Consider the following 22,417-nt stretch of genomic DNA (forward strand, 5'->3'; position numbering starts at 1 on the left):
GGCACCCCGGGGTGCCCTCTGTCGTTGTCGGCTCTGGCGTTCAGCGCAGGAGCGCGCCGCAGTCGGCCAGCAGCGTCCTGAGCACGCTGCGATGGCAGCGTGCCTCCTGCTCGCAGTAGCAGCCCACCGACAGGTTGGTGGTGTGGGAGAGGGCGGCCAGCAGGGCGAGATCGTGTTTCGCCGTCGGGCTCGCCATCTCGGCTTTGTACTGCTTGCAGAAGGCGGCCCACTGGGCGGGCGTTTCGGCACCCTGGCCGAGCTTCATGGTCTCGGGGCTGGGGGCCAGGTTGGGGAACCAGACATCGTACCAATCCTGGCTGGCGAATTCCGCCTTGGGGACGCCGCGGGGCGGGCGGCGCACGGTGCCGATACGCAGCCCCTCGTCCTCGAGGCGCGGGCTGCCGAGGCGGACGATGGCGAGTGCCATCTCCCTTACTTCTCTTCGGCCACTTTCAGCGCCTGGCCGTAGCAGATCACCTGTTTCAGGCAGCCTGGCACGTCGCTGAACTCGGCGCACTTGTCGAAGCTGACGCCGTTGCCCCCCATGTCCGCCACGCGGCGGCGGGCCAGGGTGCGGGCTTCGCCTGCATTGGGCACCGCCTGGTTGGCATCGCTCTGGCAGGATTCCCCCTCGACGGTGCCGAGGTAGAGGTAGTTGAGGTCCGCGAGCTCGCTCTGCTCGTAGATCCGCACGCTCCCCGGCTTGAAGTACTCGTCGAAGTTTTCCTTGTCCAGGTTGCTGTTGAAGGCGAAGTCGGCACAACCGGAGGCAATCAGGGGCATCATCAGGATCAGGCGTTTCATATCGGCATCTTGTTGGGTGGCGAGTGGGCCATTATAGGGGGCAGTCGCCGACGGCGACCAGCCCCATTTTTAGCCATATCAATGGATTGTGGTGGGCCCTGCGATGCCCCTTTCCCGGATCAGGCGGGAGCTAGCCGCCGGTGCAGACTGCGGCAGTGATCGTCAGCCAGCAGCTCCGCCTGGTGAGTGGGGCGCATGGGCGTGTCCCTCTGCTATTGCGGTCAGGCGGGGGCCAGTCGCCGGTGCAGACTGCGGTAGTGGTCGTCAGCCAGCAGTTCGTGGTGCGGGGCACAGAGGCGGATCCGTCCCTCTTCCATCAGGGCCACCCTGTCCATCCGCTCCAGTCCCAGCAGCCGATGGGAGATGAGCAGCAGGGTTCGGTCGGCCCCCAGGGTCAGCAGCAGATCCATGATCTCCCGCTCGGTCTGGCTGTCGAGGCCTTCGGTCGGCTCGTCCAGCAGCCAGAGCGGGGCGTCGTGGAGCAGGGCGCGGGCGATGCCGATGCGGCGCCGCTCCCCGCCGGAGAGCGGACGGCCGCCGTCCCCGAGCCAGGCGTCCAGCCCGGTCTCGGTATGCTCTTCGTCATCGGCCAGCAGGCTGGCGAGTCCCACCTGGGTGAGCACCTCTGCCAGCCGCTCGTCGCTGGCATCGGGCGCGGCCAGCCTGAGGTTGCCGCGCAGGGTATCGGCAAACAGGTGCACCCGCTGGCTCACCACGGAGCAGGAGGCGCGCAGCGCCTCTTCGCTGTAGCCGGTGAGCGGCTTGCCATCGAGCAGGATCTCGCCGGACTGCGCCGTCCACTCCCGGGTCAGCAGCCCCATCAGGGTGGACTTGCCGCAGCCAGTCTGCCCCAGCAGCGCCAGCCTCTCGCCGGCATGCAGTTGCAGGGTACAGCCCTGCAGCACAGGGGCGTCCTGCTCCGGATAGGTGAAGTGGATATCCCGTATCTGCAAGGCGCCCGTGCCGGCAGGCGTCTGCCCCTCTCCCCACGCTGGCACCTTGGCCTCCTGCAGGATCTCGTTGAGGCGGCGGGCCGAGGTGAGGCTGGTGGAGAGGTGCTGGAAGGCCCCTGCCAGCGGCAGCAGCGCCTCGAAGCTCGCCAGAGTGGCGAACACCATCAGCGCCGTGACGGGGTCCGGCGTGCTGCCGCCGACCCCGTGGCCGGCCAGCCACAGCATCAGGGTCAGGGTCCAGCCGCTCAGCAACTGCACCGAGAAGCCGGCCAGACCGCTGACCCTGGCCATGCGGGCCTGGGCCTGGATCAGGGCCTGCTCCGCCTGCTGCAGCTCGGCGAGCGCCTTGGGCGCGGCGGCGAACATCTGCAGCTCGGCGTGGCCGTCCAGGTAGTCCACCAACCGGGTGCGCATGGCGGATTTCTCGGCGATGAGCCGGCGACCCGGCGCGCGCCCGGCGAAATAGAAGGCCAGGGGCAGGGCCAGCATGCCGAAGAGCAGGATGGCACCCAGGGTCAGTGCCAGGCGGCTGTCGAAGAAGGAGAGGAAGAACACCAGCCCGGCACAGCTCAGCAGCGCCGCCCCTATGGGGGTGATGAGGCGCAGGTAGACGTGATCCATGGCGTCGATGTCGGCCACCAGGCGGTTGAGCAGATCCGCCTGGCGAAAACCGGCCAGGGAGCCGGGGGAGAGGGGGGAGAGCCTGTCCCAGAACCAGACCCGCAGCCGGGTCAGCACCCGGAAGGTGGCGTCGTGGCTCACCACCCGCTCGCCCCAGCGGCTGGCGGTGCGCACTATGGAGAAGAAGCGCACCCCGCCGGCCGGGGTCATGTAGTTGAAAGTGTCGCGGGTGGCGACGGCCAGCCCGGCCACCGCGGCGGCGGAGAGGAACCAGCCCGAGAGGGAGAGCAGCCCCATGCCGGCCACCAGGGTGACCAGGGCCAGCAGCAGACCCAGCGACAGGCTGAGCCAGTGCTGGCGGTAGAGACGCAGGAACGGCAACAGATCACGCATCGAGAGAGTCTCCGTTATCTTGGGACCTGTGTTGCGACAGGAGGCGGGCGAAGGGGCCGCTGGCCTCGCAAAGCCGCGCAAAGGAGCCCTGCTCCACCAGCTTGCCGCGCTCCAGCACCAGGATGTTGTCCATCTGGCTGAGTTGATCCAGGCGGTGGGTGATCATCAGCAGGGTCTGGCCCGCGCTCGCCTGCTCCAGCGTGCCCATGATGGCACGCTCGGAGTGGCGATCCAGGCTGGCGGTGGGTTCGTCCAGCACCATCAGCTCGGTGTGCTTGAGCAGGGTGCGGGCCAGGGCGATGCGCTGGGCCTGGCCGACGGAGAGACCGCCCGCCTGATCCCCGACCCGATAGTCCAGCCCTTTTTCGCTGACAAACTCCCAGGCCTGGGCGCGCCTCAGCACCGCCTCCAGCTCGGCGTCGCTGGCCGCAGGCCTGGCCAGCAGCAGGTTGTCCCGCAAGGAGGCGTGGAACAGCTGCGGGTTCTGGGAGAGCCAGCCGAGCCGTTGGCGCCACTGGCTCATGTCCAGCTCGGCGAGCTCCTGGCCGTTGACCTTGAGCGAACCGCGATAGGGGGCAAAGCCGAGCAGGGCATTGACCAGGGAGCTCTTGCCTGCGCCACTGATGCCGACCAGGGCGGTGCGGGTGCCGGCTTCAAGGGTGAAGTCGAGGGGACCGACCAGCACCTTGCCCTCGGCGCTCAGCACCTCCAGGGAGCAGGCTTCGACCCTGATGGGGCCCTCCGCCTGGAAGGGTATCGCCCCCGAGGCGGGCTCGCTGACCTCGGCCTCCAGAAATTCCAGCAGCTGCTCGGCGGCGCCGATGGCCTGCGCCTTGGCGTGGTAGTGGGCACCCAGCTCCCGCAGCGGGGCATAGAACTCGGGGGCGAGGAAGAGCACGAACAGGCCGGTAAAGAGCGTGACCTTGACGCCATAGCTGCCGAAGTTGAGGTGATCTATGTAGGAGAAGCCGAAGTAGACGGCCACCAGGGCCACCGCGATGGCGGCGAAAAACTCCAGCACGGCGGTGCTGAGGAAGGCGAGGCGCAGCACCTCCATGGTGCGTTCACGAAAATCTTCCGACGCATCGCGAATGGCCTCCCCCTCCGCCCAGGTGCGCATGAAGAGCTGCAGGGTGCGCAGCCCCTTGAGGCGATCGAGGAAGTGGCCGGAGAGCCGTGCCAGCGACTGGAAGTTTCGGCGGTTTGCATCGGCGGCGCCCACCCCTACCAGGATCATGAAGAGCGGGATGAGGGGCGCCGTGCCGAGCAGGATCAGGCCCGCCGCCCAGTTGACCGGGAACACGGACACCAGGATCACCAGGGGAATGAAGACGGCTATGGCCATCTGGGGCAGATAGCGGGAGAAGAAGTCCTGCATCTCTTCGATCTGTTCCAGCAGCAGGCTGGCCCAGCTGCCGGCGGGGCGGCGCTGGATATAGGCAGGCCCGAGGCGGCCGAGGCGGGTGAGCACCAGCTCGCGGATGGCCTGGCGCACCGCACTGCCCGCCTTGAAGCTCGTCACCTCGCGGCCATAGGCCAGGGCGGCCTTGGTCAGGGTCACCAGCAGCAGGCTGACGAAGAGGGGAATGGAGTGCTCCGGGGTGGCGCCCTCGATGATGAAACCGTGGAGCAGGGTCGCCAGCAGCCAGGCCTGCATCACCATCAGCACACCCTGGCCCAGTCCGAGGGCGATGGAAAACCCGATCCAGCGCCGGCCATGGCTCGATTGCCTGCGTAACCAGCCATAGAGATGTTTCTGCCTGTTCTTGTCCATTCACCGCCTCCTCAAACGAGTGGCGCAAGACTATCGTCGCCCCCACGGCTTGGCAACCTTGCCGATCCGGGAGTGTGGAGCCCATTGTTTGAAAAAGCAGCTTCATGCTCAATAGTTGGTCGAACAGCTTGATTTATGGCAAAAAATGCGAATCCGGTGATTGCGCTCCGCGGCAAAATGCATATAGTAGACGCCACTGACGCGGGTGTAGTTCAATGGTAGAACGGCAGCTTCCCAAGCTGCATACGTGGGTTCGATTCCCATCACCCGCTCCACATTCCAGATAACGGCAGATGCCGTTGTCACCTCGGCCAAATAGCTCTCTGTCATGGGATTTCCCGTCAGACCAGCAGGTTTTGATGCCTAGCGGGCATCGTATAATGGCTATTACCTCAGCCTTCCAAGCTGATGATGCGGGTTCGATTCCCGCTGCCCGCTCCAGCGTTCATGCAAAAAGCCCACTCAATCGAGTGGGCTTTTTGTTTTGGCCTTCTTTGCGCCCGCACCGCGCTGGCGACCGGAAAACAAAAAAGGCGCCAACAGGCGCCTCTCTCATCAGTGGCAGGGTTATTCCTGCTCCAGCTCGCCACAGAAGCGGTAGCCTTCGCCGTGGATGGTGGCGATGATCTCCGGGGTGTCGCCCACGCTCTCGAAGTGCTTGCGAATACGGCGGATGGTGACATCCACGGTGCGGTCGTGAGGCTTGAGCTCGCGGCCTGTCATCTTCTTGAGCAGCTCGGCACGGGTCTGGATCTGGCCCGGATTTTCGCAGAAGTGCAGCATGGCACGGAATTCGGAACGGGGCAGCTTGAACATGTCGCCCGCGGGGCTGACCAGGGCGCGGCTGTTGATGTCCAGGGCCCAGCCGTTGAACAGGTAACGCTCCACCAGCTTCTTCTCTTCGCCACCGGCGGCCACGTTCATGGTGCGGCTCAGCAGGTTGCGGGCACGTATGGTCAGCTCACGGGGGTTGAACGGCTTGGTGATGTAGTCATCGGCGCCGATCTCCAGCCCCAGGATCTTGTCGACCTCGTTGTCGCGACCGGTCAGGAACATCAGGGCGATGTTGTCATCCTCACGCAGCTCGCGTGCCAGCAGCAGGCCGTTCTTGCCCGGCAGGTTGATGTCCATGATCACCAGATTGATAGTGTGGCTGGTCAGGGCCTGGTGCATCTCGTCGCCATTGTTGGCTTCCAGCACTATGTAGCCTTCGGCCTCGAAGATGCTCTTGAGGGTGTTGCGGGTGACCAGCTCGTCTTCGACGATCAGAATATGTGGTGTTTGCATGAGTATTCCCAGATTCTTATCAGTTAATTATCGAAATTTTAACACTCTTTGGCGTTATCCGACCGGTCCTGAAAATTTATTACGTCATCCTGGGTATGAAAATCAGGTCGAATCATCGCGAATTTGGTATCTACGCTGGCCAGCATCCCTGTGCCGCACATAGGCTCTCAACAAGTCTGATCGAGAGGAGCCCGGAGAGGTAGTCCATTACAAAAGTTGCTGCATTTTATCAGTTAACAGGCGCATAACAACACTCTTTGCCGTCAGATAGCAACTTTTTAACTCAGGTTTGATATAAGTCAATCCCCGAGTTCGCTGCATCATACTTGGGCTGGCCCGCTTTTTCGCCCTTAATAAATGTAATGGGATGTAACATGTGGTTGACATGACTTTGTGGGAAAAATACAGAAATGTGTGCTTTATCGCCCCCTTCGCTCCGCCCGCCTGGCCTGCCTATGCCATCGTCACGGCCTGGAACCCGGCCAGCCAGTGGGTGGGGGAGCGTCGCAATACCCGACGCCAGCGCGCCCTGATGCGCCTCCTCGGCGAGCAGAGCGTCATGGGGCCGGTATGGGGGAGCGATGCGGACGAGTGCTGGCAGGAGGACTCCCTGCTGTTGCCGATCGCGCAGGAAGAGGCCATCCGGCTGGCCGCCCGCTTCGGACAGAATGCCCTCTACTGGGTGGCTGAAGGGGAGCTCTGGCTGGTTCCCGTTCTGCTGGGTGGCGAGCCTTGCCATCTGGGGAGTCTGGCTTCCCGCTGGCGGCTCAGGTCACCTGCCTCCGGGCAGACATAGCGCCACCCCGCCATCCGGGCAGGGCTCCCCGCCGGTGGATTGTCAGCACCCCGACATGATGAAAGAATGAGCGGACACATTTCACTCCATGGAAGGATGATGATCATGCTGGACCTGCTGCCCGACCTTTGCGATGAACATGGCGATACCCTGCAGGTGGCCGACCCCCTGTTCCACGACTATGGCGGCAAGCCGCTGTTTTACGGCGAGGCCGTGACCCTCTCCTGTTTCGAGGACAACAGCCTGGTGCGGGAGCTGGTGAATCGGCCCGGTCAGGGCAAGGTGATGGTCATCGACGGGGGCGGTTCCCTGCGCCGCGCCCTGCTTGGGGATCAGTTGGCCATCAAGGCGGTGGAGCAGGGGTGGGAAGGGATCCTGATCAACGGGGCCGTACGGGATGTGGGCACCCTGGCCAGCCTGGCGCTGGGGGTCAAGGCGCTGGCTCCCTGCCCGGTCAAGACCGAGAAACGGGGCCTGGGCGAGCTGGATGCCGTGGTTTCCTTTGCCGGTGTGACCATAGCTCCCGGCGACTATGTGTACGCCGATCTCAACGGCGTGCTGGTGAGTGGTGCTCGGCTCCTCTGAGAGCTCAGAAGTTGAAGCCCACCCCCAGGGTGAGGAAGTGTTCTGTGCTGAAGGCGCTGAGGCCGTAGTTGGCGGTGATGGCCAGTTGCGGCGTCACCAGCAGGCTGCTGTTGAGCTCCACCAGGGTGCTGGCCTTGCTCACCTCCAGCTGCTTGAGCTGGCTGCCGATGTTCAGGGAGGGGGAGAGGCGGTAGCGCACCCCCGAGCTGATGTTGAATCCGGTCTGATCGCTGCGGGGGCCGATGGCGGGCCCGGCCTCCATGTAGAGGCTGAGGTCATCCTCGACCGGATACTGGTAGCCGGTGTTGATGAGCCAGAGGTCGAAGTGGTCGCCCGGATGGGCCTGGTTGCCGAGCAGGACGCCGGAATAGCTTTTGACGTAGAGCTGGCTGTCGGCGTCGTTCTTGAGGAAATCCCAATCGGCGGCCTGGGCCGAAAAGGCGAGGCCGGCTGCGAGTGCGATGACGAGAGATTTGACCATTCGTTTCCCCTCCCTGGGTCCGGAACAGGACTACAAGCATGGCACATGCCAGCAGGGAGTAAAGGGAACCCCGATCACAATAAAATAGTTTTGATGGGCGCCACAGTCGTGGTACACAGGCCCCTCACTCCGTGTCGTTACGACACGCTCCATCACGAGGTGAACCATGAACAAGAAACTGATCCTGCTGGCCGCACTGGCCCTGGGAGGCTGCGCCATGACCACGGGGTCCACACTGGCACAATTGCAGGCATCGACCTGGCAGTTGCAGGGGGCGAGCGGCGATACCTTCACCCTGCAGGTTGCCGGCGACAAGGTGGCGGGCAAGGGCGGCTGCAACCGCTACTTTGGCGGCATCACAGAGCAGGGTGACGGCGTCTTGACGCTGGGCCCTATGGGTGCAACGCGCATGATGTGCATGGGGGATCTGGCCGGCAAGGAGATGGAGTACCTGAAGTCCCTGGAGAAGGTAGCCAGCTTCCAGATCAGCGGCAACCAGCTGGTGCTCAAGGATGCCGGCAAGGCGACCCTGCTGACCTTCGACGCCGTGAAATAGGCCCGGTGTCGTCAGACTCTGTCGCAGCCTGACACCGGCGCGATGGTGTCAGAAAGGATGTACAACAGGGACGCCACGGCGTCCCTTTTTGCTGCTTCAGCCGGGGTCATCCCCCCCGCTGGAAACGAAAGCGCTTCTTGCGCCGGTAGGGATAGACATCCTCGAATACCCCCTCCCTGATGTTGCTCTGCAGCCGTTTCCAGTAGTTGGCATCGAACAAGTCCTTGTGCAACTGCATCATGATCGCCCGCACCTGGGGCTTTTGCAGCAGGAAGGTGGCGAACTCCTCGGGAAAGATGTCGTTCGGTGCCACCGAATACCAGGGCTCGGCGCTCCACTCGTCCTCGGGGTAGCGCGGTGGCGGGATCTGGCGGAAGTTGCACTCCGTCATGTAGCAGATCTCGTCGTAGTCGTAGAAGACCACCCGGCCGTGGCGGGTGACCCCGAAATTCTTGAACAGCATGTCGCCGGGGAAGATGTTGGCCGCCGCGAGCTGGCGGATGGCGTTGCCGTACTCCTCCAGGGCGAGCCGGGTCTGCTGCTCGTCCGCCTGATCCAGATAGAGGTTCAGCGGGATCATCTTGCGCTCGGTGTAGAGGTGTTTTATCACCAGCTTGTCGGCCGTGATGGTGAGCGCCGAGGGGGCCACCGCCTTGAGCTCGGCCAAGAGCTCGGGGGAGATGCGGTCCAGCGGAAACTCGAAGTTGGTGAACTCCTGGGTATCGGCCATGCGGCCCACTCTATCGTGCTGCTTCACCAGCCGGTACTTCTCCTTCACCTGCTCGTGGCTCACCTCCTTGGGCGGGGTGAACTCGTCCTTGATCACCTTGAACACCACGTCGTAGGAGGGGAGGGTGAACACGCTCATCACCATGCCCTTGATGCCCGGCGCGATGACGAACTGCTCCCGGCTCTGGGCCAGGTGCTGCTGGTAGTGGCGATAGAGCTCGGTCTTGCCGTGCTTCTGGCAGCCGATGGCGTTGTAGATCTCGTAGTCCGGCTTGCGGGGCATGATCTGGCGCAGAAAGGCGACGAAGAGCGCCGGTACCGGGGCATAGACCATGAAGTAGGCGCGGGCGAAGCCGAACACGATGGAGGCGAGCTCGGGCTCGAAGATGACGGTGTCCACATAGATGCTCTGGCCCGTGCTGAGCAGGGGCAGGATGAAGGGATACACCTCCCCCTTCACCCGGATGAGCCCCACCAGATAGGCCCCCTTGTTGCGGTAGAACACCTCTTTGAGCAGCTCGATGGCGAACGGCTCCTCGTGCAATATGGCCGGGCCGCTCTCCGCCAGATGGCGGTGGATGTCCATGATGTCCCGCTGCTTGTCTTCATAGGGGAGGGTGAAGCTGTAATCCCCGAGCAGCTGGCTCAGGGTCTGGGGCAGGTGGGCAAGATCGGTGCGATAGATGCGCAGCAGGGCGCTCAGGTCCGGCTTGTCACCCCGGCTCACGAAGGGGTGGATATAGAGGTTCTCGTCGCGGATGTTGCGATGGCGGAAGATGCGGCGATAGACGGAGTTGAAGAAGGACTCCGCCACCTCGAAGTTCTCGCAGCGGGGCAGCAGATCGCTGAAGGCTCCCTTCACCTGCTTGAGCAGGGCCTGGGTCGGCAGCTGCTCCCCCATCATCTGCTTGATCTGGGCCGTGGTGGCGCCGACGTGGTGATCATAGAGGCGGATGCGCTCGCGCCCGGCGAGCTGCACCCCCAGCCAGTCGCTGTTCTCGAAGCGGCTCTTGCTGCCCTGGGTTATCTCGAGAAAGCGGCTGTAAAACGACTCGAAGCGTTGCAGGATCGTCTCGGCGACGGCCTGCTCCAATGGCTGCTGCATCTCTCTCTTCCTTCTGATCTGACGGGCCCATGGCATCTGTGCCAGGCGAAAAGGGGGTCGCCCCCCGGGCCACTATGGCAACATCCAAACGTCTGTTCAAGTGGCAATCTTCGGGGATAAACGGTAGATTGCGCCCCTGTTTTACCGGCGTTTCGCAGCCGTTCGCGGCGTCGGTCCCATCCAGGAGAGAACCCGATGAAACTCTATTTTGTGCTGGTGTCCCCCGCCCGCGCCGCCAATGTGGGGGCCGCCGCCCGCGCCATGAAGACCATGGGCTTCGATGCCATGCGGCTGGTGGGGAGCCGGGTGCACGAAGAGGAGGAGGCTAGCTGGGTGGCCCATGGGGCCCAGGAGATCCTGACCCAGGCACAGGCCTTCGACACCCTGGAAGAGGCCCTGGCCGACATGGATCTGGTGGTGGCCACCACGGCCCGCCAGCGCGGCCGCTACCAGCACTACCTCACCCCGGCCGAGATCCGCGACCAGATCCGCGCCAAGCCGTCGCTCGGCAAGGTCGCCATCGTGTTTGGCTGCGAGGAGTCCGGGCTCTCCAACGAGCAGCTCGCCCAGGTGGATCTCATCAGCTATCTGCCCCTCAAGGTGAGCTATCCCTCCCTGAACCTGGGTCAGGCGATCATGTTGTACGCCTATGAGTTGAGCCAGTTGCTGGATGAACCCGAGGCCGTAGCAGAAAATTTTGATAATGCCGGGCAGGTTCGCGTGCTGAAATCAAAAACAGCAGAATTGCTTGATGATCTCGGAGTTTCGCAGGATGAAAAACTACATCAATGGGTGATGGACCGAGTGCCCATGCTGCCGCAGCGGGATCTGAACATGCTGCATCTGCTCTGCAAAGACCTGGCTCGCAAGTTTGGCCGGGAGGTTTAGGTTGACAGCCCATCGCCAGGCGCGGTATTGCTAAAAGCCAGCTTCGTTCAAGAGTGTTCGTCATGCAGCTATTCACCAACGTCATCACCACCACCATTATTACCGGTACCACCACAGGTGGCACTGGGGCCGGTTGATGCGCTGACGAACAAGCACAGAAATCTGAAAAGGCCCGTACCCACCCAGTACGGGCCTTTTTGTTGGGTTCATTTCAGACCGTTTCAGACCAATTTGTCTGCAGAAAAGACAGGGAGAGTAAGCGATGAGAGTGTTGAAGTTTGGCGGGTCGTCACTGGCCGATGCAGAGCGTTTCCTACGGGTAGCCGATATCGCGGTCAATACCCACGGCCAATCCCAGGTGGCCCTGGTGTTGTCGGCACCGGCCAAGGTGACCAACCACCTGGTCGCCCTGGTGGAGCAGACCAGCCGCGGCATGGACGCAAGCGCCACCCTGTTCGAGATCAACGGCATCTTCTCCCGCCTGCTGGCGGGCCTCAAGGCCGCCTACCCGGCGCTGGATGACAAGGCGCTGCAAAGCCGCCTCACCGCCGAGCTGGATCAGGTGGAGCGGCTGATGCAGGGCATCCGTCTGCTGGGGCAGTGCCCGGACAACGTCCAGGCCCGCATCCTGAGCCGGGGCGAGAACCTCTCCATCGCCTTCATGCACGAGCTGCTGCGGGTACGCGGTCTGGATCTGGATCTCATCGTGCCGGAGCAATTGCTGGTGACCGACGGCGGCTACCTCGAAGCACACGTGGACATCGAAGCCTCCCGCCTGCGCTTTGCCGCCAAAGGGCTGCGTAGCGATTGTCTCTACCTGATGCCGGGCTTCACTGGTGGCAGCGACAAGGGCGAAACCGTGCTGCTGGGCCGCAACGGATCCGACTATTCCGCAGCCGTCTTAGCCGCCTGCGTCGATGCCGAGTGTTGCGAGATCTGGACCGACGTGGAGGGCTGCTACAACTGCGACCCGCGCCTGGTGCCGGATGCCTACCTGCTCAAAACCCTCTCCTATAAAGAGGCGATGGAGCTCTCCTACTTCGGTGCCAAGGTGCTGCACCCCAAGACCATAGCCCCCGTGGCCCAGTTCCACATACCCTGCCTCATCAAGAACAGCTTCAACCCCCAGGGGCCGGGCACCCTGATCGGCCCCGAGAGCGGCGACGATGACCTGAAAGTGAAGGCTATCTCCGATTTGTCCGGCATGTGCATGTTCAACGTCTCCGGCCCAGGCATGAAGGGGATGGTGGGCATGGCCGGTCGCATCTTCTCCGCCGTCTCCCGCGCCGGGGTCAGTATAGTGCTGATCACCCAGTCGTCCTCCGAGTACAGCGTCAGCTTCTGTATCCACAGCTATGACAGCGACAAGACCCGCAAGGTGCTGGAGCGCGAGTTCGAGCTGGAATTCAAGAACCAGTTGCTGGATCCGCTCGAGATCATGACCGATCTGGCCATCATCTCCCTGATCGGTGACGGCATGCGCACCAGCAAGGGGATGGCGGCCCGCTTCTTCACCTCCCTGGCCCAGGCCTCCATCAACATCGTTGCCATCGCGCAGGGGTCGAGCGAGCGCTCCATCTCCGCCGTGGTGCGGGATCGCAAGGTGGCCGAAGCCATCAAGGCCTGCCACCAGAACTTCTTCGGCAGCCAGCAGTTCATCGATCTCTTCGTGGTCGGTGTGGGCGGCGTCGGTGCGGCCCTGGTGGATCAGATTGCCCGCCAGCAGCCGGTCTTGGCCGAGCAGGGCACCGGCCTGCGGGTGGTCGGCATCGCCAACAGCCGCCAGATGGCGGTCAACAAGGATGGCCTCAACCTCGCCAACTGGCGCGAGCAGCTGGTGGAGGCCCGTGACAGCTTCAGCCTGGAGGCGGTGAAGAAGCTGGTGGAAGAGAGCCACCTCATCAACCCGGTGATCGTCGACTGCACCTCGAGCGAAGCCATCGCCGTCCAGTACGCCGACTTCCTGGCGGCCGGTTTCCACGTGGTCACTCCGAACAAGAAAGCCAACACAGGGTCGCTCGATTACTACAAGGCGCTGCGCCGCACCGCCCGCCAGACCCGTCGCAAGTTCCTGTATGAGACCAACGTGGGCGCGGGCCTGCCGGTCATCGAGAACCTGCAGAACCTCATCAAGGCCGGCGACAAGCTGCGCGCCTTCGACGGCATCCTGTCCGGGTCGCTCTCCTTCATCTTCGGCAAGCTGGACGAGGGGATGGCTTTCTCTGAGGCTACCCAGATCGCCCGCGGCAACGGCTTCACCGAGCCAGATCCCCGCGATGACCTGAACGGCATGGACGTGGCTCGCAAGCTTCTGATCCTGGCCCGCGAGGCCGGCATGGCGCTGGAGCTCTCCGATGTGGAGGTGGAGCAGGCACTGCCGCCGGGCTTTGACGTGAGCGGCGACGTGGAAGCCTTCATGGCCCGCCTGCCCGAGGCCGACGGCTGGTTCCGCGACCAGTTCGCGGCGGCCCAGCGTGAAGGCAAGGTGCTGCGTTACGTCGGCTCCATCGAGGGTGGCAAGTGCAAGGTGGCCATCAAGGCGGTGGGTGGCGACGAGCCCCTGTTCAAGGTGAAGGACGGGGAGAACGCGCTCGCCTTCTTCTCCACCTATTACCAGCCCATCCCCCTGGTACTGCGCGGCTATGGCGCAGGGACCGAAGTGACCGCCGCCGGCGTCTTCGCCGACGTGCTGCGCACCCAGAACTGGAAGCAGGAGCTGTAACATGAGTTCAGAGATGAACCCGAATGTAGAAGTGGGCGGCAGCGTGGTGGCCTATGCCCCGGCCTCCAGCGCCAACCTGAGCGTGGGCTTCGACGTACTGGGGGCGGCGCTCGCCCCCGTGGATGGCTCCCTGCTGGGTGACCGCGTCCAGGTCAAATCGGCAGAGGTGCCTTTCGCTCTCTCCTCCGTGGGCCGTTACGCCCACAAGTTGCCGGACGACCCGAAAAAGAACATCCTCCACGACTGCTGGGTCGCCTATGGCGAGGCGCTGGAGAAGCGCGGCCTTGGTCTCAAGCCACTGGAAATGGTGCTGGAGAAGAACCTGCCGGTGGGCTCGGGCCTGGGGTCGAGCGCCTGCAGCGTGGTGGCGGCGCTGGAAGGGCTCAACGCCTTCCACGGCGCCCCCCTGAATGAACACGACCTGCTGCTGCTGATGGGGGAGATGGAAGGGAAGATCTCCGGCTCCGTCCATTACGACAACGTGGCGCCCTGTTATCTCGGCGGCATGCAGCTGGTGCTGGAGGAGGGGGGCGTCATCAGCCAGGGCATCCCGGTGTTTGACGAGTGGTACTGGGTGGTCTGCTACCCGGGCACCGTGGTCTCCACCGCCGCCGCCCGTGCCATCCTGCCGGCCCAGTATCGCCGCCAGGACTGCCTCACCTATGGCCGCCGGCTTGCCGCCTTCGTGCATGCCAGCTACAGCCGCCAGGAAGGGCTGGCCGCCAGCGTCCTGAAAGACGTGATCGCCGAGCCTTATCGCGCGGCCCTGATTGAAGGTTTCAACGAGGTGCGGGCCCAGGGAGCCCAGAACGGGGCGCTGGCCACCGGCATCTCGGGGTCCGGTCCCACCGTGTTCGTGGTGATGAAGGATCTGGCCCAGGCCGAACGCATGAAAGAGTGGATGGAAGCGCACTTCGTGCGCAATGAAGATGGATTTGCCCGGGTCTGCAAACTGGACATGGCCGGGGCACGGGTAACAGGAAGCGAGCTATGAATCTTTACAACATCAAGGACAAGAGTGAACAGGTGAGCTTCGCGCAGGCGGTGCGTCAGGGTCTGGGCCGCGAGCAGGGGCTGTTCTTCCCAGAGACCCTGGAGCCGCTGGCCGACGTGGATGCCCTACTGGAGCTGCCGCTGGCCGAGCGCTCGGCCCGTATCCTGAGTCACCTGCTGGGTGACGAAGTACCAGCTGCCAAGGTGAGCGAGCTTATCGACGCCGCTTTCACCTTCCCGGCGCCCCTGGTGAAGCTGAAAGATGGCACCTATGCCCTGGAGCTGTTCCACGGCCCGACCCTGGCGTTCAAGGACTTTGGCGGCCGCTTCATGGCCCAGTGTCTGGCTGCGTTCAGAACCAATGACAAGATCACCATACTCACCGCCACCTCCGGCGATACCGGTGCCGCCGTGGCCCACGCCTTCTACGGCCTGGAGGGGATTGAAGTGGTGATCCTCTACCCCAAGGGCAAGATCAGCCCCCTGCAGGAGGCGCTCTTCTGCACCCTCGGCGGCAACATCCGCACCCTCGCCATCGACGGCGACTTCGATGCCTGCCAGGCGCTGGTCAAGGATGCCTTCGACGATGAAGGGCTCAAGACCGCCATCGGCCTCAACTCCGCCAACTCCATCAACATCAGCCGCCTGCTGGCCCAGGTCTGCTACTACTTCGAAGCCGTGGCCCAGCTGCCGAAAGCCCAACGGGCCAAGGCGGTCATCAGCGTGCCGTCCGGCAACTTCGGCAACCTCACCGCGGGGCTCATCGCCAAGGCGCTGGGGCTGCCGGTGAAGCGCTTTATCGCCGCCACCAACGCGAACGACACAGTGCCGCGCTACCTCAAGACCGGCCAGTGGGCGCCGCACCAGACGGTCGCGACCCTGTCGAACGCCATGGACGTGAGTCGCCCCAACAACTGGCCGCGCGTGGAAGAGCTGTGCCGTCGCAAGGGCTGGGCGCTGGAAACCCTGGGCTCAGGCATGCGTGATGACGCCCAGACTCGGGATGCGCTCAAACGCCTGCATCAGCTGGATTACCTGTGCGAGCCCCACGGGGCGATTGCCTGGGATCTGCTGAACGAGCAGCTTGGGCAAGACGAGGTCGGTGTGTTCCTCTGCACCGCCCATCCGGCCAAGTTCAAGGAGTCGGTGGACGAGATCCTGAATCTGGATGTGCCGCTGCCGGGCCCGCTCGCCAAACACGCCGAACTGCCGCTGCTCTCCGTTAATTTGCCTGCGGAGTTTGCCCGGTTAAGGGCGTTTTTGGTAGGTTAACTGTTGTGTCGAGATAATCGATAGAAATAAAAATCCCCCGGTAATGGGGGATTTTTTATAAATTGATATCCAAACTAGAAAGTTTGTTTTTAAATTATATCCTTTGTGTTGGATAGTGATTTCTGATGTTGTAGCTAAAAAAAGAACCTATAGAGCCTGCATTCATTAATGCGGAATACATGTCTTCAGGAACATCATAATATTGATAAATACCTCCATTATGAAATTCTATTTCCAGTGTTAGTGATGTATGGTCATATCCAACAGATGCTACATTTGATGAACTAACCGGTGTTCTTTCCATTCTATTTCTTCTCCTTTAGTGGTTTGTTTAAACGCCATGCTTTTACTAAATCGCTGTAGTCTTTATTAGTGTCTCTAGTCTTCATCCAGCATTCAGTTACGTTGGGATCTTGACTATCAGGATAGAATCCATCTGGAGGTAATTTGAACTTACATCTTGATGGTAATTTAGCTGCCTCTCCAATAATGATTGCTTCTCCAGTCCTTAGAATAGGAATTGAGTCAACTAATGAACTTAAACCATCAGACATCGCAGCTTTTACTTTTGAGCGGTCGCTTGCATTTGTTAGTCGTAAGGCTAACAATGTTCCACATTGGGAGAGAATTGTGTCATCTATTTCAGAAGGTCTTTGACTAATGATCATTAGGCCTAATCCAAACTTCCTTCCTTCTTTAGCGATTCTTTGAACTAGATCTTTTGTTAATCCACCTTCATTATTTGAAAGATATCTGTGAGCTTCCTCTAATACAAATAGAACAGGATTGTTCTTCAGGCCTGAAGATAGATTCCTGCCCCATAGTGATGTTTCAAAAATGATGCTCATGATAGAGCTTAAAAGCATATCAAGTTGGTTTGATGGCATGCCAGACAAGTCTAATATAGAGATTGGTTTGTCATGGTTTAACCATTCGTTAAGAATCGAATCTAAATCTTTTTTGACTTTACCGCTAGAATCTGGAGTGTAGTCTTCTGGAGATAAGAAAAAAGAGTATTGATTATCTAGCAAGCGAGCCTTCATTAGGTTTAGCTGCTTGGTTAAAATATGGCTTCCTTTTTTGAATGGAGACGCCGATCCAGATCCTGGAGGTTTAAATTTGGGTGGGGTTAATGATTCAGCATCACCTGTGATATTATCTTGATATGCTGGATTGAGGTATTCTTTTTCTAAGTAGGTAGCGGTGTCATCAAAAATAAATTTATACCAAACATTTTTTAGACTAAAGGGCAATGGGGTGAAAGAGGTTACTTTGTTCTCATTTATATAATCTATATTGTTTGATTTAATAGATTTCTTTTTTTCATCAGTTATGAAATCAATCATAGCATTTTTGCTTAATTCATTAATGCTACCACATAAGAATTCAATAAGCTTATCTATAGGTAGAGCCCAGTATGGGATATTTAACTTTCCTTCATTCTTTAAAGGGTCAACAGAAAATACTTTAGCTAAGTCACTTAATGCTGCTGAATATTCCCCGTGAATATCTACGAGTAATATCCTTGATGAGTTTTCACTGCTGTTGTTAAAGGTGCAAACTGAACGTAATAATCCAGCTACACTTGTTGATTTACCTGACCCAGTAGAGCCAACTACGGCAGAATGTCGGGTTATCAGTTTGTCTATGTCCAAATTGACATCAATGCTTTCTGAGCTAGAAAGCTTTCCTACAGTAATAAGGTTTTTACTTTTTGAACCATAAACCACTTTTAAGTCAGAGTCTAAAACCATGTGGACTTCATCCCCAACAGAGGGATATTGACTAATTCCTCTATCAAAAAATCCACATGAACTTTCGCCAACTAACTCTACAATGATCACTCTATGTTCTGATGATATATTTTCTTCTATGTCGACATTCGAGCTCTCATTGCTTGATGCAACTACACCATATAAATCATTATAACCTTGAGGTATTCTTACAAAACTTCCTACCTGACCTACTTTATGTGTTCTACCTTCGATCATTAATAATCCAGAGTTAACTTTTCGAAGAAGTTGAACAGTAATTGATGAGCTAGATATTGATATGATCACACCTATGGATGTTGAATTTAGCATTCCACTATTCATTACTACTGACTCCATTGTTCTGTTCGTAGGCTGTAGGGAGTGATGAAACATCCCCTCCTGCAACAGCTAAGAATCTTGCTAGAGCCTTGAAGTCGCCCAGAATAAATTGACCTTTTTCATCCAAATATTCCTTTCTAACTAAATCCCAATTTTTACTAGGTAGTTCCCCTGTTTTCCAAACTGCATTGATCGTATTTATTATTGCCCCATCTCTACAATACACACTGAGGTTTGGTGTTCTCTGGGCTAAATCAACAGCATAATTTTCTTCAGAAATATTTTTATATTGAAAAGCAATTACCGCGCTTGTTGGATTTGCGGATAGACATTCACTTATTTTTGATGAGATATGTGCATCTGCGAATGAAAATCCTGTGGTAACAAGCAAGGAATCTGGTTCCATTATAAAATTCTTTAATCGCTCGAATAGAGCAGAGAATGGTGCCGCTTGAGTTTGAGAATATTTTATATGAGATGGGTACACCATGTTTGATATTTCACATTCAGGAACTCTTGTGACCTGACCATTAGAAAGCATTGTCCAGCCAATAGACCCGTGTAACTTCCATAATCTAACCCATCTGGGGGGGAGATCATTTTTTGAAATGCTTGCAGGATCAAAGAAGGCGTATCTAGAACCAGTAAAACCATCAAAAAATGGAGTTTGAGATCGCTCTAATGCATCCTCACATAATAAGTCATAATTTGTTGTGAAAATCTCTACACCATGAAGTCGATTAATTCCATTTATCCATGATATTAGCTCGCTATAAGGATTTTGACCGTCAGGGAGAGGTTTACTGACAACTTCTTTTATTGTCTTGCAAATTGAGGTCTCCAAGTCTCTAAATCCTGAAGCATTACTCCCATGGACTTGATGTTCTCCGATTATATCCGCCAAAGTTCTTACATCAGAAAGTATCTTTTCAAGATCTTTTTTCTCTCCTCCAGATTCAATTTTTTCAAAAATGGAAAGTTGTTTCGATGAAAGGGCGCTTTTTACGTGCGTCGTAAGGCCCTCTATATTTGGTATTAAGGGGATATAGCTTTCATTTGTCGAGATATTAATGCTGACAGGCGCACCGGCACCAATAAGAATACCTATTTTCTTTCTTCCATTAGTAACTAACTGACGAAAGTCGAACATATATGTATCGGGATTGTGTATTGATGATATCATTATTGCCCTACTATTATTTTGATGGAAGAAAGGGGGAGGGTATTCGTTTTTAAATTAAATTCATGAATGTTTATTTTTTGAATTTCCATATTCATTTTTCCAAAAAAATATTTCACTTGCGATTAATAGTGTTAAGAAATTGCAACCACTAACATCCCTAATCAACTAAAGCGGTTCCGAGATAGTGAAATAGGTACCGAATGACCATCATAGGTTGTATTGGTGCCTGCATACTAGTCAAGAAGTGATGTAAGTGTCAGTAATGATTGATTTTTTGCTCTAGCTCAAAAAATAGTAGGTGTTGGCATTTGGATTCTTGTGGCCCTTGATTTTATTGGGGTTGGCGGGTGTGGCGAGGAAGTTGGGGGCCGGCTTGCTGTTGGAGAAGGCTTTACGGGGGGCAATCCCGCTCAGCAAATCGGCGCTATAGTGCGGGCGATGGTTGTCCTGTGCTCCGTGGCCCTTGCTGGCTAGGCGGAGGATCTGCGGCAACAATCAGCCGTTGCAATAACATCTATTTGCAAACCATCACCGTGCAAACAGGTCACCATGCCAACACATCACAATAAGGAACGTCATATGAAGCGTATTGCCATCCTGTTCGGCCTGATCTGCGGCAGCGTGCTGCTGGCTAATCCGGTCTTTGCCAGCGATGCTGCCCAGTTGCAGTGCGAGGCCCAGGCCGCGGCGAAGAAGCTGGCGGGCGCCGCCAAGACCAGCTTTGTGGGCAAGTGCGTCAAGGATGCTTCGGCCAACGGCAAGGCAGCCCAGTGCGAGAAGGCGGCCGCCGACAAGAAGCTGGCTGGCGCGGCCAAGAACAGCTTCGTGCAAAAGTGCGTGAAGACGGACGGGGCCGCCGACAAGGCGACCCAGTGCGAGAAGGCGGCGGCGGACAAGAAGCTCGCCGGGGCGGCCAAGAACAGCTTTATCCAGAAGTGCGTGAAAACCGCCTGAGCCGGTTGAGGCAGTGAAACAAGAGGGGCCCCGTGCCCCCTCTCTCTTTTTATGGCCCCGGATGGGCAGAACACGACGAGCGGTTCGGGTTTGCGGACAATCCCGCCTGTCTTGAGTGTGTTCCCACCCGTTAGCCGCCTTTTTCACCGCCGGGTTGATCCTCCCCTCGCCGGGCTGCGTACTGGCAGCCCTTGGCGGCATCGCCGCTTTTCTCTACACTGCGCGCCCCATTCGTTTCAGTCGTCCGACCACTTATGTCGGGGCTGGCGGTGCCGATACCCTCCGTGGGTGAGGCTGTGGTGCCGATCCGGATCGTCAACGAGGTAGGAGTGTCATGTTCAATCACAAACTCAAGGCGCAGTTGCAGGCTTGCCAGACCCGGCTCGAAGAGGAGCAGGGGGTGGTCGAGGCGATCAAGGCGGGGGCCGCCACCCTTCTCTTCAGTCCGGAGGGGATCATCCTGGAGGCGAGCACCCCCTTCCTGGCCCTGATGGGGTATGACGCGGGCGAGCTGACGGGGCAGCCCCACAGCCGGCTCTGCCCCAGGGCCTGGGCCGAGTCCGACGACTATCGCCAGTTCTGGCGCCGCCTCGCCCAGGGGGAGGCGCAGTCTGGCACCTTCGAGCGGGTGAACCGGCAGGGGGAGACGCGTTGGCTCGAGGCGAGCTATTTCCCGGTGAGGCAGCAGGGCAGGGTGACCCGGGTGGTGAAGATTGCCAGCGACGTGACCCAGAGACACCAGAAGCTGCAGCGCCTGGAGGCGCTCACCGAGGCGCTGGACCGTTCCCGGGCCATGATAGAGTTCACCCCAAACGGCGACATCATCAGCGCCAACGCCAACTTCCTGAACGTCATGGGCTACTCCATGGGGGAGCTGGCGGGCAGGCACCACAGGATCTTCTGTGACGAGGCCTTCCTGCGCGAGCAGCCCCGCTTCTGGGAGGAGCTGGCCCGGGGCCAGTTCAAGTCCGGCCTCTTCATGCGCCACAACAGCCGGGGGCAGGCGGTCTGGCTGGAGGCGACCTACAACCCCATTCGGGATGGCAGCGGCAAGGTGGTCAGGGTGGTGAAGTTCGCCAGCGACATCACCGAGCGCATCGAGCAGAACCACGCCACCCGGGAGGCGGCCCGCCTCGCCCACAGCACGGCCCAGGAGACCCTGCACAGCGCAGAGGCCGGAGCCGAGCTGCTGCGCGCCGTGGTGGAGACCTCCTCCCTCATCGCCACCCGGGTGGATCAGGCCATCGCCCTCATCGGCCAGCTCAACGAGCAGTCGAGGAGCATAGAGGCCATCGTCTCGACCATCAGCGCCATCGCCGATCAGACCAATCTGCTGGCCCTCAATGCGGCCATCGAGGCGGCGCGGGCCGGGGAGCAGGGACGCGGCTTTGCGGTGGTGGCGGACGAGGTGCGCCAGCTGGCGGCCCGCACGTCCCTGTCTACCGACGAGATCGCCAGGGTGGTGCAGAAGAACCGGGAGCTGACCGCCAGGGTGACAGAGGACATGGCCGGGGTGGCCGGCAGCGCCGAACTCGGCAAGCAGCAGATCGCCGGCGCCTCCCGGCTGATGAGCGAGATCCACCAGGAGGCGGACAGGGTCTCCCAGACGGTCTCCGCCCTCTCCATCTGAGGAGCCGGTCTGGCGACAGGGGCTGACGGTATCGCCAAAAGAGTGAGCGATCGCGCCGCCAGGCTGAACCCGGGCTGTACGGACTCCCCCTTGTCAATTGTCCTGCCCGGAGCACTTGTTTAGGCTGCCGCCTCCTTTTTTATTGAACGGGTAGACAACGATGGCAGTACGACAGAGAGGCAGGGCCCTGGCCCTGCTGCTGGGAATGGGGGCGAGCCTGGGGCTCGGCGGTTGCATGGGACAGATGGGGCTCTCCGCCATGGTGACCAAGGGCAACCTCAGCGTGGTGGACAACCGCTACGGCCGCGCTGGCGTCTTCATGCTGCTCTCCCCCGTCTATGGCCTGGCGGCGACGGCGGATCTCTTCGTGTTCAACACCATCGAATTCTGGTCCGGCAAGAACCCCATCACCGGCAAGTCGCCGGCCCTGGTGGATCAGAAGGCCGACGCCGTCATCAAGGTCAACCAGCACCTGGATCCGGCCCTCAACAAGGTGCCGCTGGCCATGCTGCCCCAGGGGGTGCGCGAGGTGGAGATGCGCTACCCGGACGCCCACACGGCGCAGATGGAGATCCACTACCTCGACGGCAGACGCGGC

20 protein-coding genes and 2 tRNA genes are annotated in these 22,417 nt (G+C 59.4%); 12 read left to right on the forward strand and 10 right to left on the reverse strand.

Annotation, left to right across the window (positions count from 1 at the left end; all coding sequences use genetic code 11):
* Positions 1-40: 40 nt before the first annotated feature.
* The 4 genes from BN1132_RS11540 to cydD all read right to left on the reverse strand — a co-directional run bounded on the left by BN1132_RS11540 (position 41) and on the right by cydD (position 4,545).
* Entirely contained in the window at positions 41-427 is a 387-nt protein-coding gene (locus BN1132_RS11540; protein WP_042077703.1) for a DUF488 domain-containing protein, read from the reverse strand.
* 5 nt (positions 428-432) lie between these two features.
* Positions 433-804 carry an Rcs stress response system protein RcsF gene (gene rcsF, locus BN1132_RS11545; RefSeq protein ID WP_010673578.1) on the reverse strand — a complete coding sequence of 124 codons (372 nt, stop codon included), beginning with the start codon at positions 802-804 and terminating at the stop codon, positions 433-435.
* A gap of 221 nt (positions 805-1,025) precedes the next feature.
* A complete protein-coding gene (gene cydC / locus BN1132_RS11550; protein WP_042077705.1) occupies positions 1,026-2,771 on the reverse strand; it encodes a heme ABC transporter ATP-binding protein/permease CydC in 1,746 nt (581 codons plus the stop codon).
* A complete protein-coding gene (cydD, locus tag BN1132_RS11555; protein WP_042077706.1) occupies positions 2,764-4,545 on the reverse strand; it encodes a heme ABC transporter permease/ATP-binding protein CydD in 1,782 nt (593 codons plus the stop codon). The genes cydC and cydD overlap by 8 nt, the downstream gene beginning before the upstream one ends.
* Positions 4,546-4,746: 201 nt before the next feature.
* On the opposite strand from cydD, the gene BN1132_RS11560 reads away from it, so the two are divergent.
* Positions 4,747-4,820 (forward strand) — tRNA-Gly (locus BN1132_RS11560).
* 91 nt (positions 4,821-4,911) lie between these two features.
* A tRNA-Gly gene (locus BN1132_RS11565) sits at positions 4,912-4,986 on the forward strand.
* Positions 4,987-5,112: 126 nt separating this feature from the next.
* On the opposite strand, the gene arcA is transcribed toward BN1132_RS11565, so the two are convergent.
* Positions 5,113-5,832: a two-component system response regulator ArcA gene (arcA, locus tag BN1132_RS11570; RefSeq protein WP_010673581.1), complete on the reverse strand. Its 720-nt coding sequence runs from the start codon at positions 5,830-5,832 to the stop codon at positions 5,113-5,115.
* A 385-nt stretch (positions 5,833-6,217) separates the two neighbouring features.
* On the opposite strand from arcA, the gene BN1132_RS11575 reads away from it, so the two are divergent.
* On the forward strand, positions 6,218-6,628 hold the full coding sequence (locus BN1132_RS11575; RefSeq protein WP_084202856.1) for a DUF3293 domain-containing protein: 411 nt from the start codon (positions 6,218-6,220) through the stop codon (positions 6,626-6,628).
* A 105-nt stretch (positions 6,629-6,733) separates the two neighbouring features.
* On the forward strand, positions 6,734-7,213 hold the full coding sequence (locus BN1132_RS11580; protein WP_042077727.1) for a putative 4-hydroxy-4-methyl-2-oxoglutarate aldolase: 480 nt from the start codon (positions 6,734-6,736) through the stop codon (positions 7,211-7,213).
* A gap of 4 nt (positions 7,214-7,217) precedes the next feature.
* On the opposite strand, the gene BN1132_RS11585 is transcribed toward BN1132_RS11580, so the two are convergent.
* Positions 7,218-7,694 carry a hypothetical protein gene (locus BN1132_RS11585; protein ID WP_042077708.1) on the reverse strand — a complete coding sequence of 159 codons (477 nt, stop codon included), beginning with the start codon at positions 7,692-7,694 and terminating at the stop codon, positions 7,218-7,220.
* Between the two features lie 166 nt (positions 7,695-7,860).
* Here BN1132_RS11585 and BN1132_RS11590 point away from each other — a divergent pair, with 166 nt between their 5' ends.
* A complete protein-coding gene (locus BN1132_RS11590; protein WP_042077709.1) occupies positions 7,861-8,250 on the forward strand; it encodes an META domain-containing protein in 390 nt (129 codons plus the stop codon).
* 106 nt (positions 8,251-8,356) lie between these two features.
* Here BN1132_RS11590 and aceK read toward each other — a convergent pair whose 3' ends face one another.
* Complete coding sequence (aceK, locus tag BN1132_RS11595; protein ID WP_042077711.1) at positions 8,357-10,084, reverse strand: bifunctional isocitrate dehydrogenase kinase/phosphatase; 1,728 nt, start codon at positions 10,082-10,084, stop codon at positions 8,357-8,359.
* 195 nt (positions 10,085-10,279) lie between these two features.
* Here aceK and BN1132_RS11600 point away from each other — a divergent pair, with 195 nt between their 5' ends.
* The 4 genes from BN1132_RS11600 (at position 10,280) to thrC (ending at position 15,959) form a co-directional block, all read left to right on the forward strand.
* Positions 10,280-10,972 (forward strand): tRNA/rRNA methyltransferase, encoded by a 693-nt coding sequence (locus BN1132_RS11600; protein WP_042077712.1) that lies wholly within the window; start codon positions 10,280-10,282, stop codon positions 10,970-10,972.
* A 262-nt stretch (positions 10,973-11,234) separates the two neighbouring features.
* Complete coding sequence (gene thrA, locus BN1132_RS11605) at positions 11,235-13,694, forward strand: bifunctional aspartate kinase/homoserine dehydrogenase I (RefSeq protein WP_042077714.1); 2,460 nt, start codon at positions 11,235-11,237, stop codon at positions 13,692-13,694.
* A gap of 13 nt (positions 13,695-13,707) precedes the next feature.
* The gene (gene thrB / locus BN1132_RS11610; RefSeq protein ID WP_157005417.1) at positions 13,708-14,688 is read left to right on the forward strand and encodes a homoserine kinase; all 981 of its coding nucleotides are present in this window, start codon (positions 13,708-13,710) and stop codon (positions 14,686-14,688) included.
* On the forward strand, positions 14,685-15,959 hold the full coding sequence (gene thrC, locus BN1132_RS11615) for a threonine synthase (RefSeq protein WP_042077718.1): 1,275 nt from the start codon (positions 14,685-14,687) through the stop codon (positions 15,957-15,959). The genes thrB and thrC overlap by 4 nt, the downstream gene beginning before the upstream one ends.
* Positions 15,960-16,053: 94 nt before the next feature.
* Here thrC and BN1132_RS19620 read toward each other — a convergent pair whose 3' ends face one another.
* From BN1132_RS19620 to BN1132_RS19630, 3 genes are read right to left on the reverse strand one after another with little or no spacing between them, the layout of a single operon-like run.
* Complete coding sequence (locus tag BN1132_RS19620) at positions 16,054-16,263, reverse strand: KTSC domain-containing protein (protein WP_021463385.1); 210 nt, start codon at positions 16,261-16,263, stop codon at positions 16,054-16,056.
* Position 16,264: 1 nt separating this feature from the next.
* Positions 16,265-18,055, reverse strand: coding sequence for an ATP-binding protein (locus BN1132_RS19625; RefSeq protein ID WP_209428966.1), 1,791 nt, complete (start codon positions 18,053-18,055; stop codon positions 16,265-16,267).
* Entirely contained in the window at positions 18,048-19,202 is a 1,155-nt protein-coding gene (locus BN1132_RS19630) for an SIR2 family protein (RefSeq protein ID WP_209428967.1), read from the reverse strand. The genes BN1132_RS19625 and BN1132_RS19630 overlap by 8 nt, the downstream gene beginning before the upstream one ends.
* 612 nt (positions 19,203-19,814) lie before the next feature.
* Here BN1132_RS19630 and BN1132_RS11620 point away from each other — a divergent pair.
* The 3 genes from BN1132_RS11620 to BN1132_RS11630 form a co-directional block, all read left to right on the forward strand.
* Positions 19,815-20,189, forward strand: a complete 375-nt coding sequence (locus BN1132_RS11620) for a hypothetical protein (protein WP_042077719.1) — start codon at positions 19,815-19,817, stop codon at positions 20,187-20,189.
* A 334-nt stretch (positions 20,190-20,523) separates the two neighbouring features.
* Complete coding sequence (locus BN1132_RS20370) at positions 20,524-21,819, forward strand: methyl-accepting chemotaxis protein (protein WP_042077722.1); 1,296 nt, start codon at positions 20,524-20,526, stop codon at positions 21,817-21,819.
* Positions 21,820-21,979: 160 nt separating this feature from the next.
* Positions 21,980-22,417: DUF3332 domain-containing protein (locus BN1132_RS11630; RefSeq protein ID WP_042077724.1), on the forward strand; the 438-nt coding region annotated here is incomplete at its 3' end.

The sequence above is a fragment of the Aeromonas sanarellii genome, from assembly GCF_000820085.1.
Classification (GTDB): domain Bacteria; phylum Pseudomonadota; class Gammaproteobacteria; order Enterobacterales; family Aeromonadaceae; genus Aeromonas; species Aeromonas sanarellii.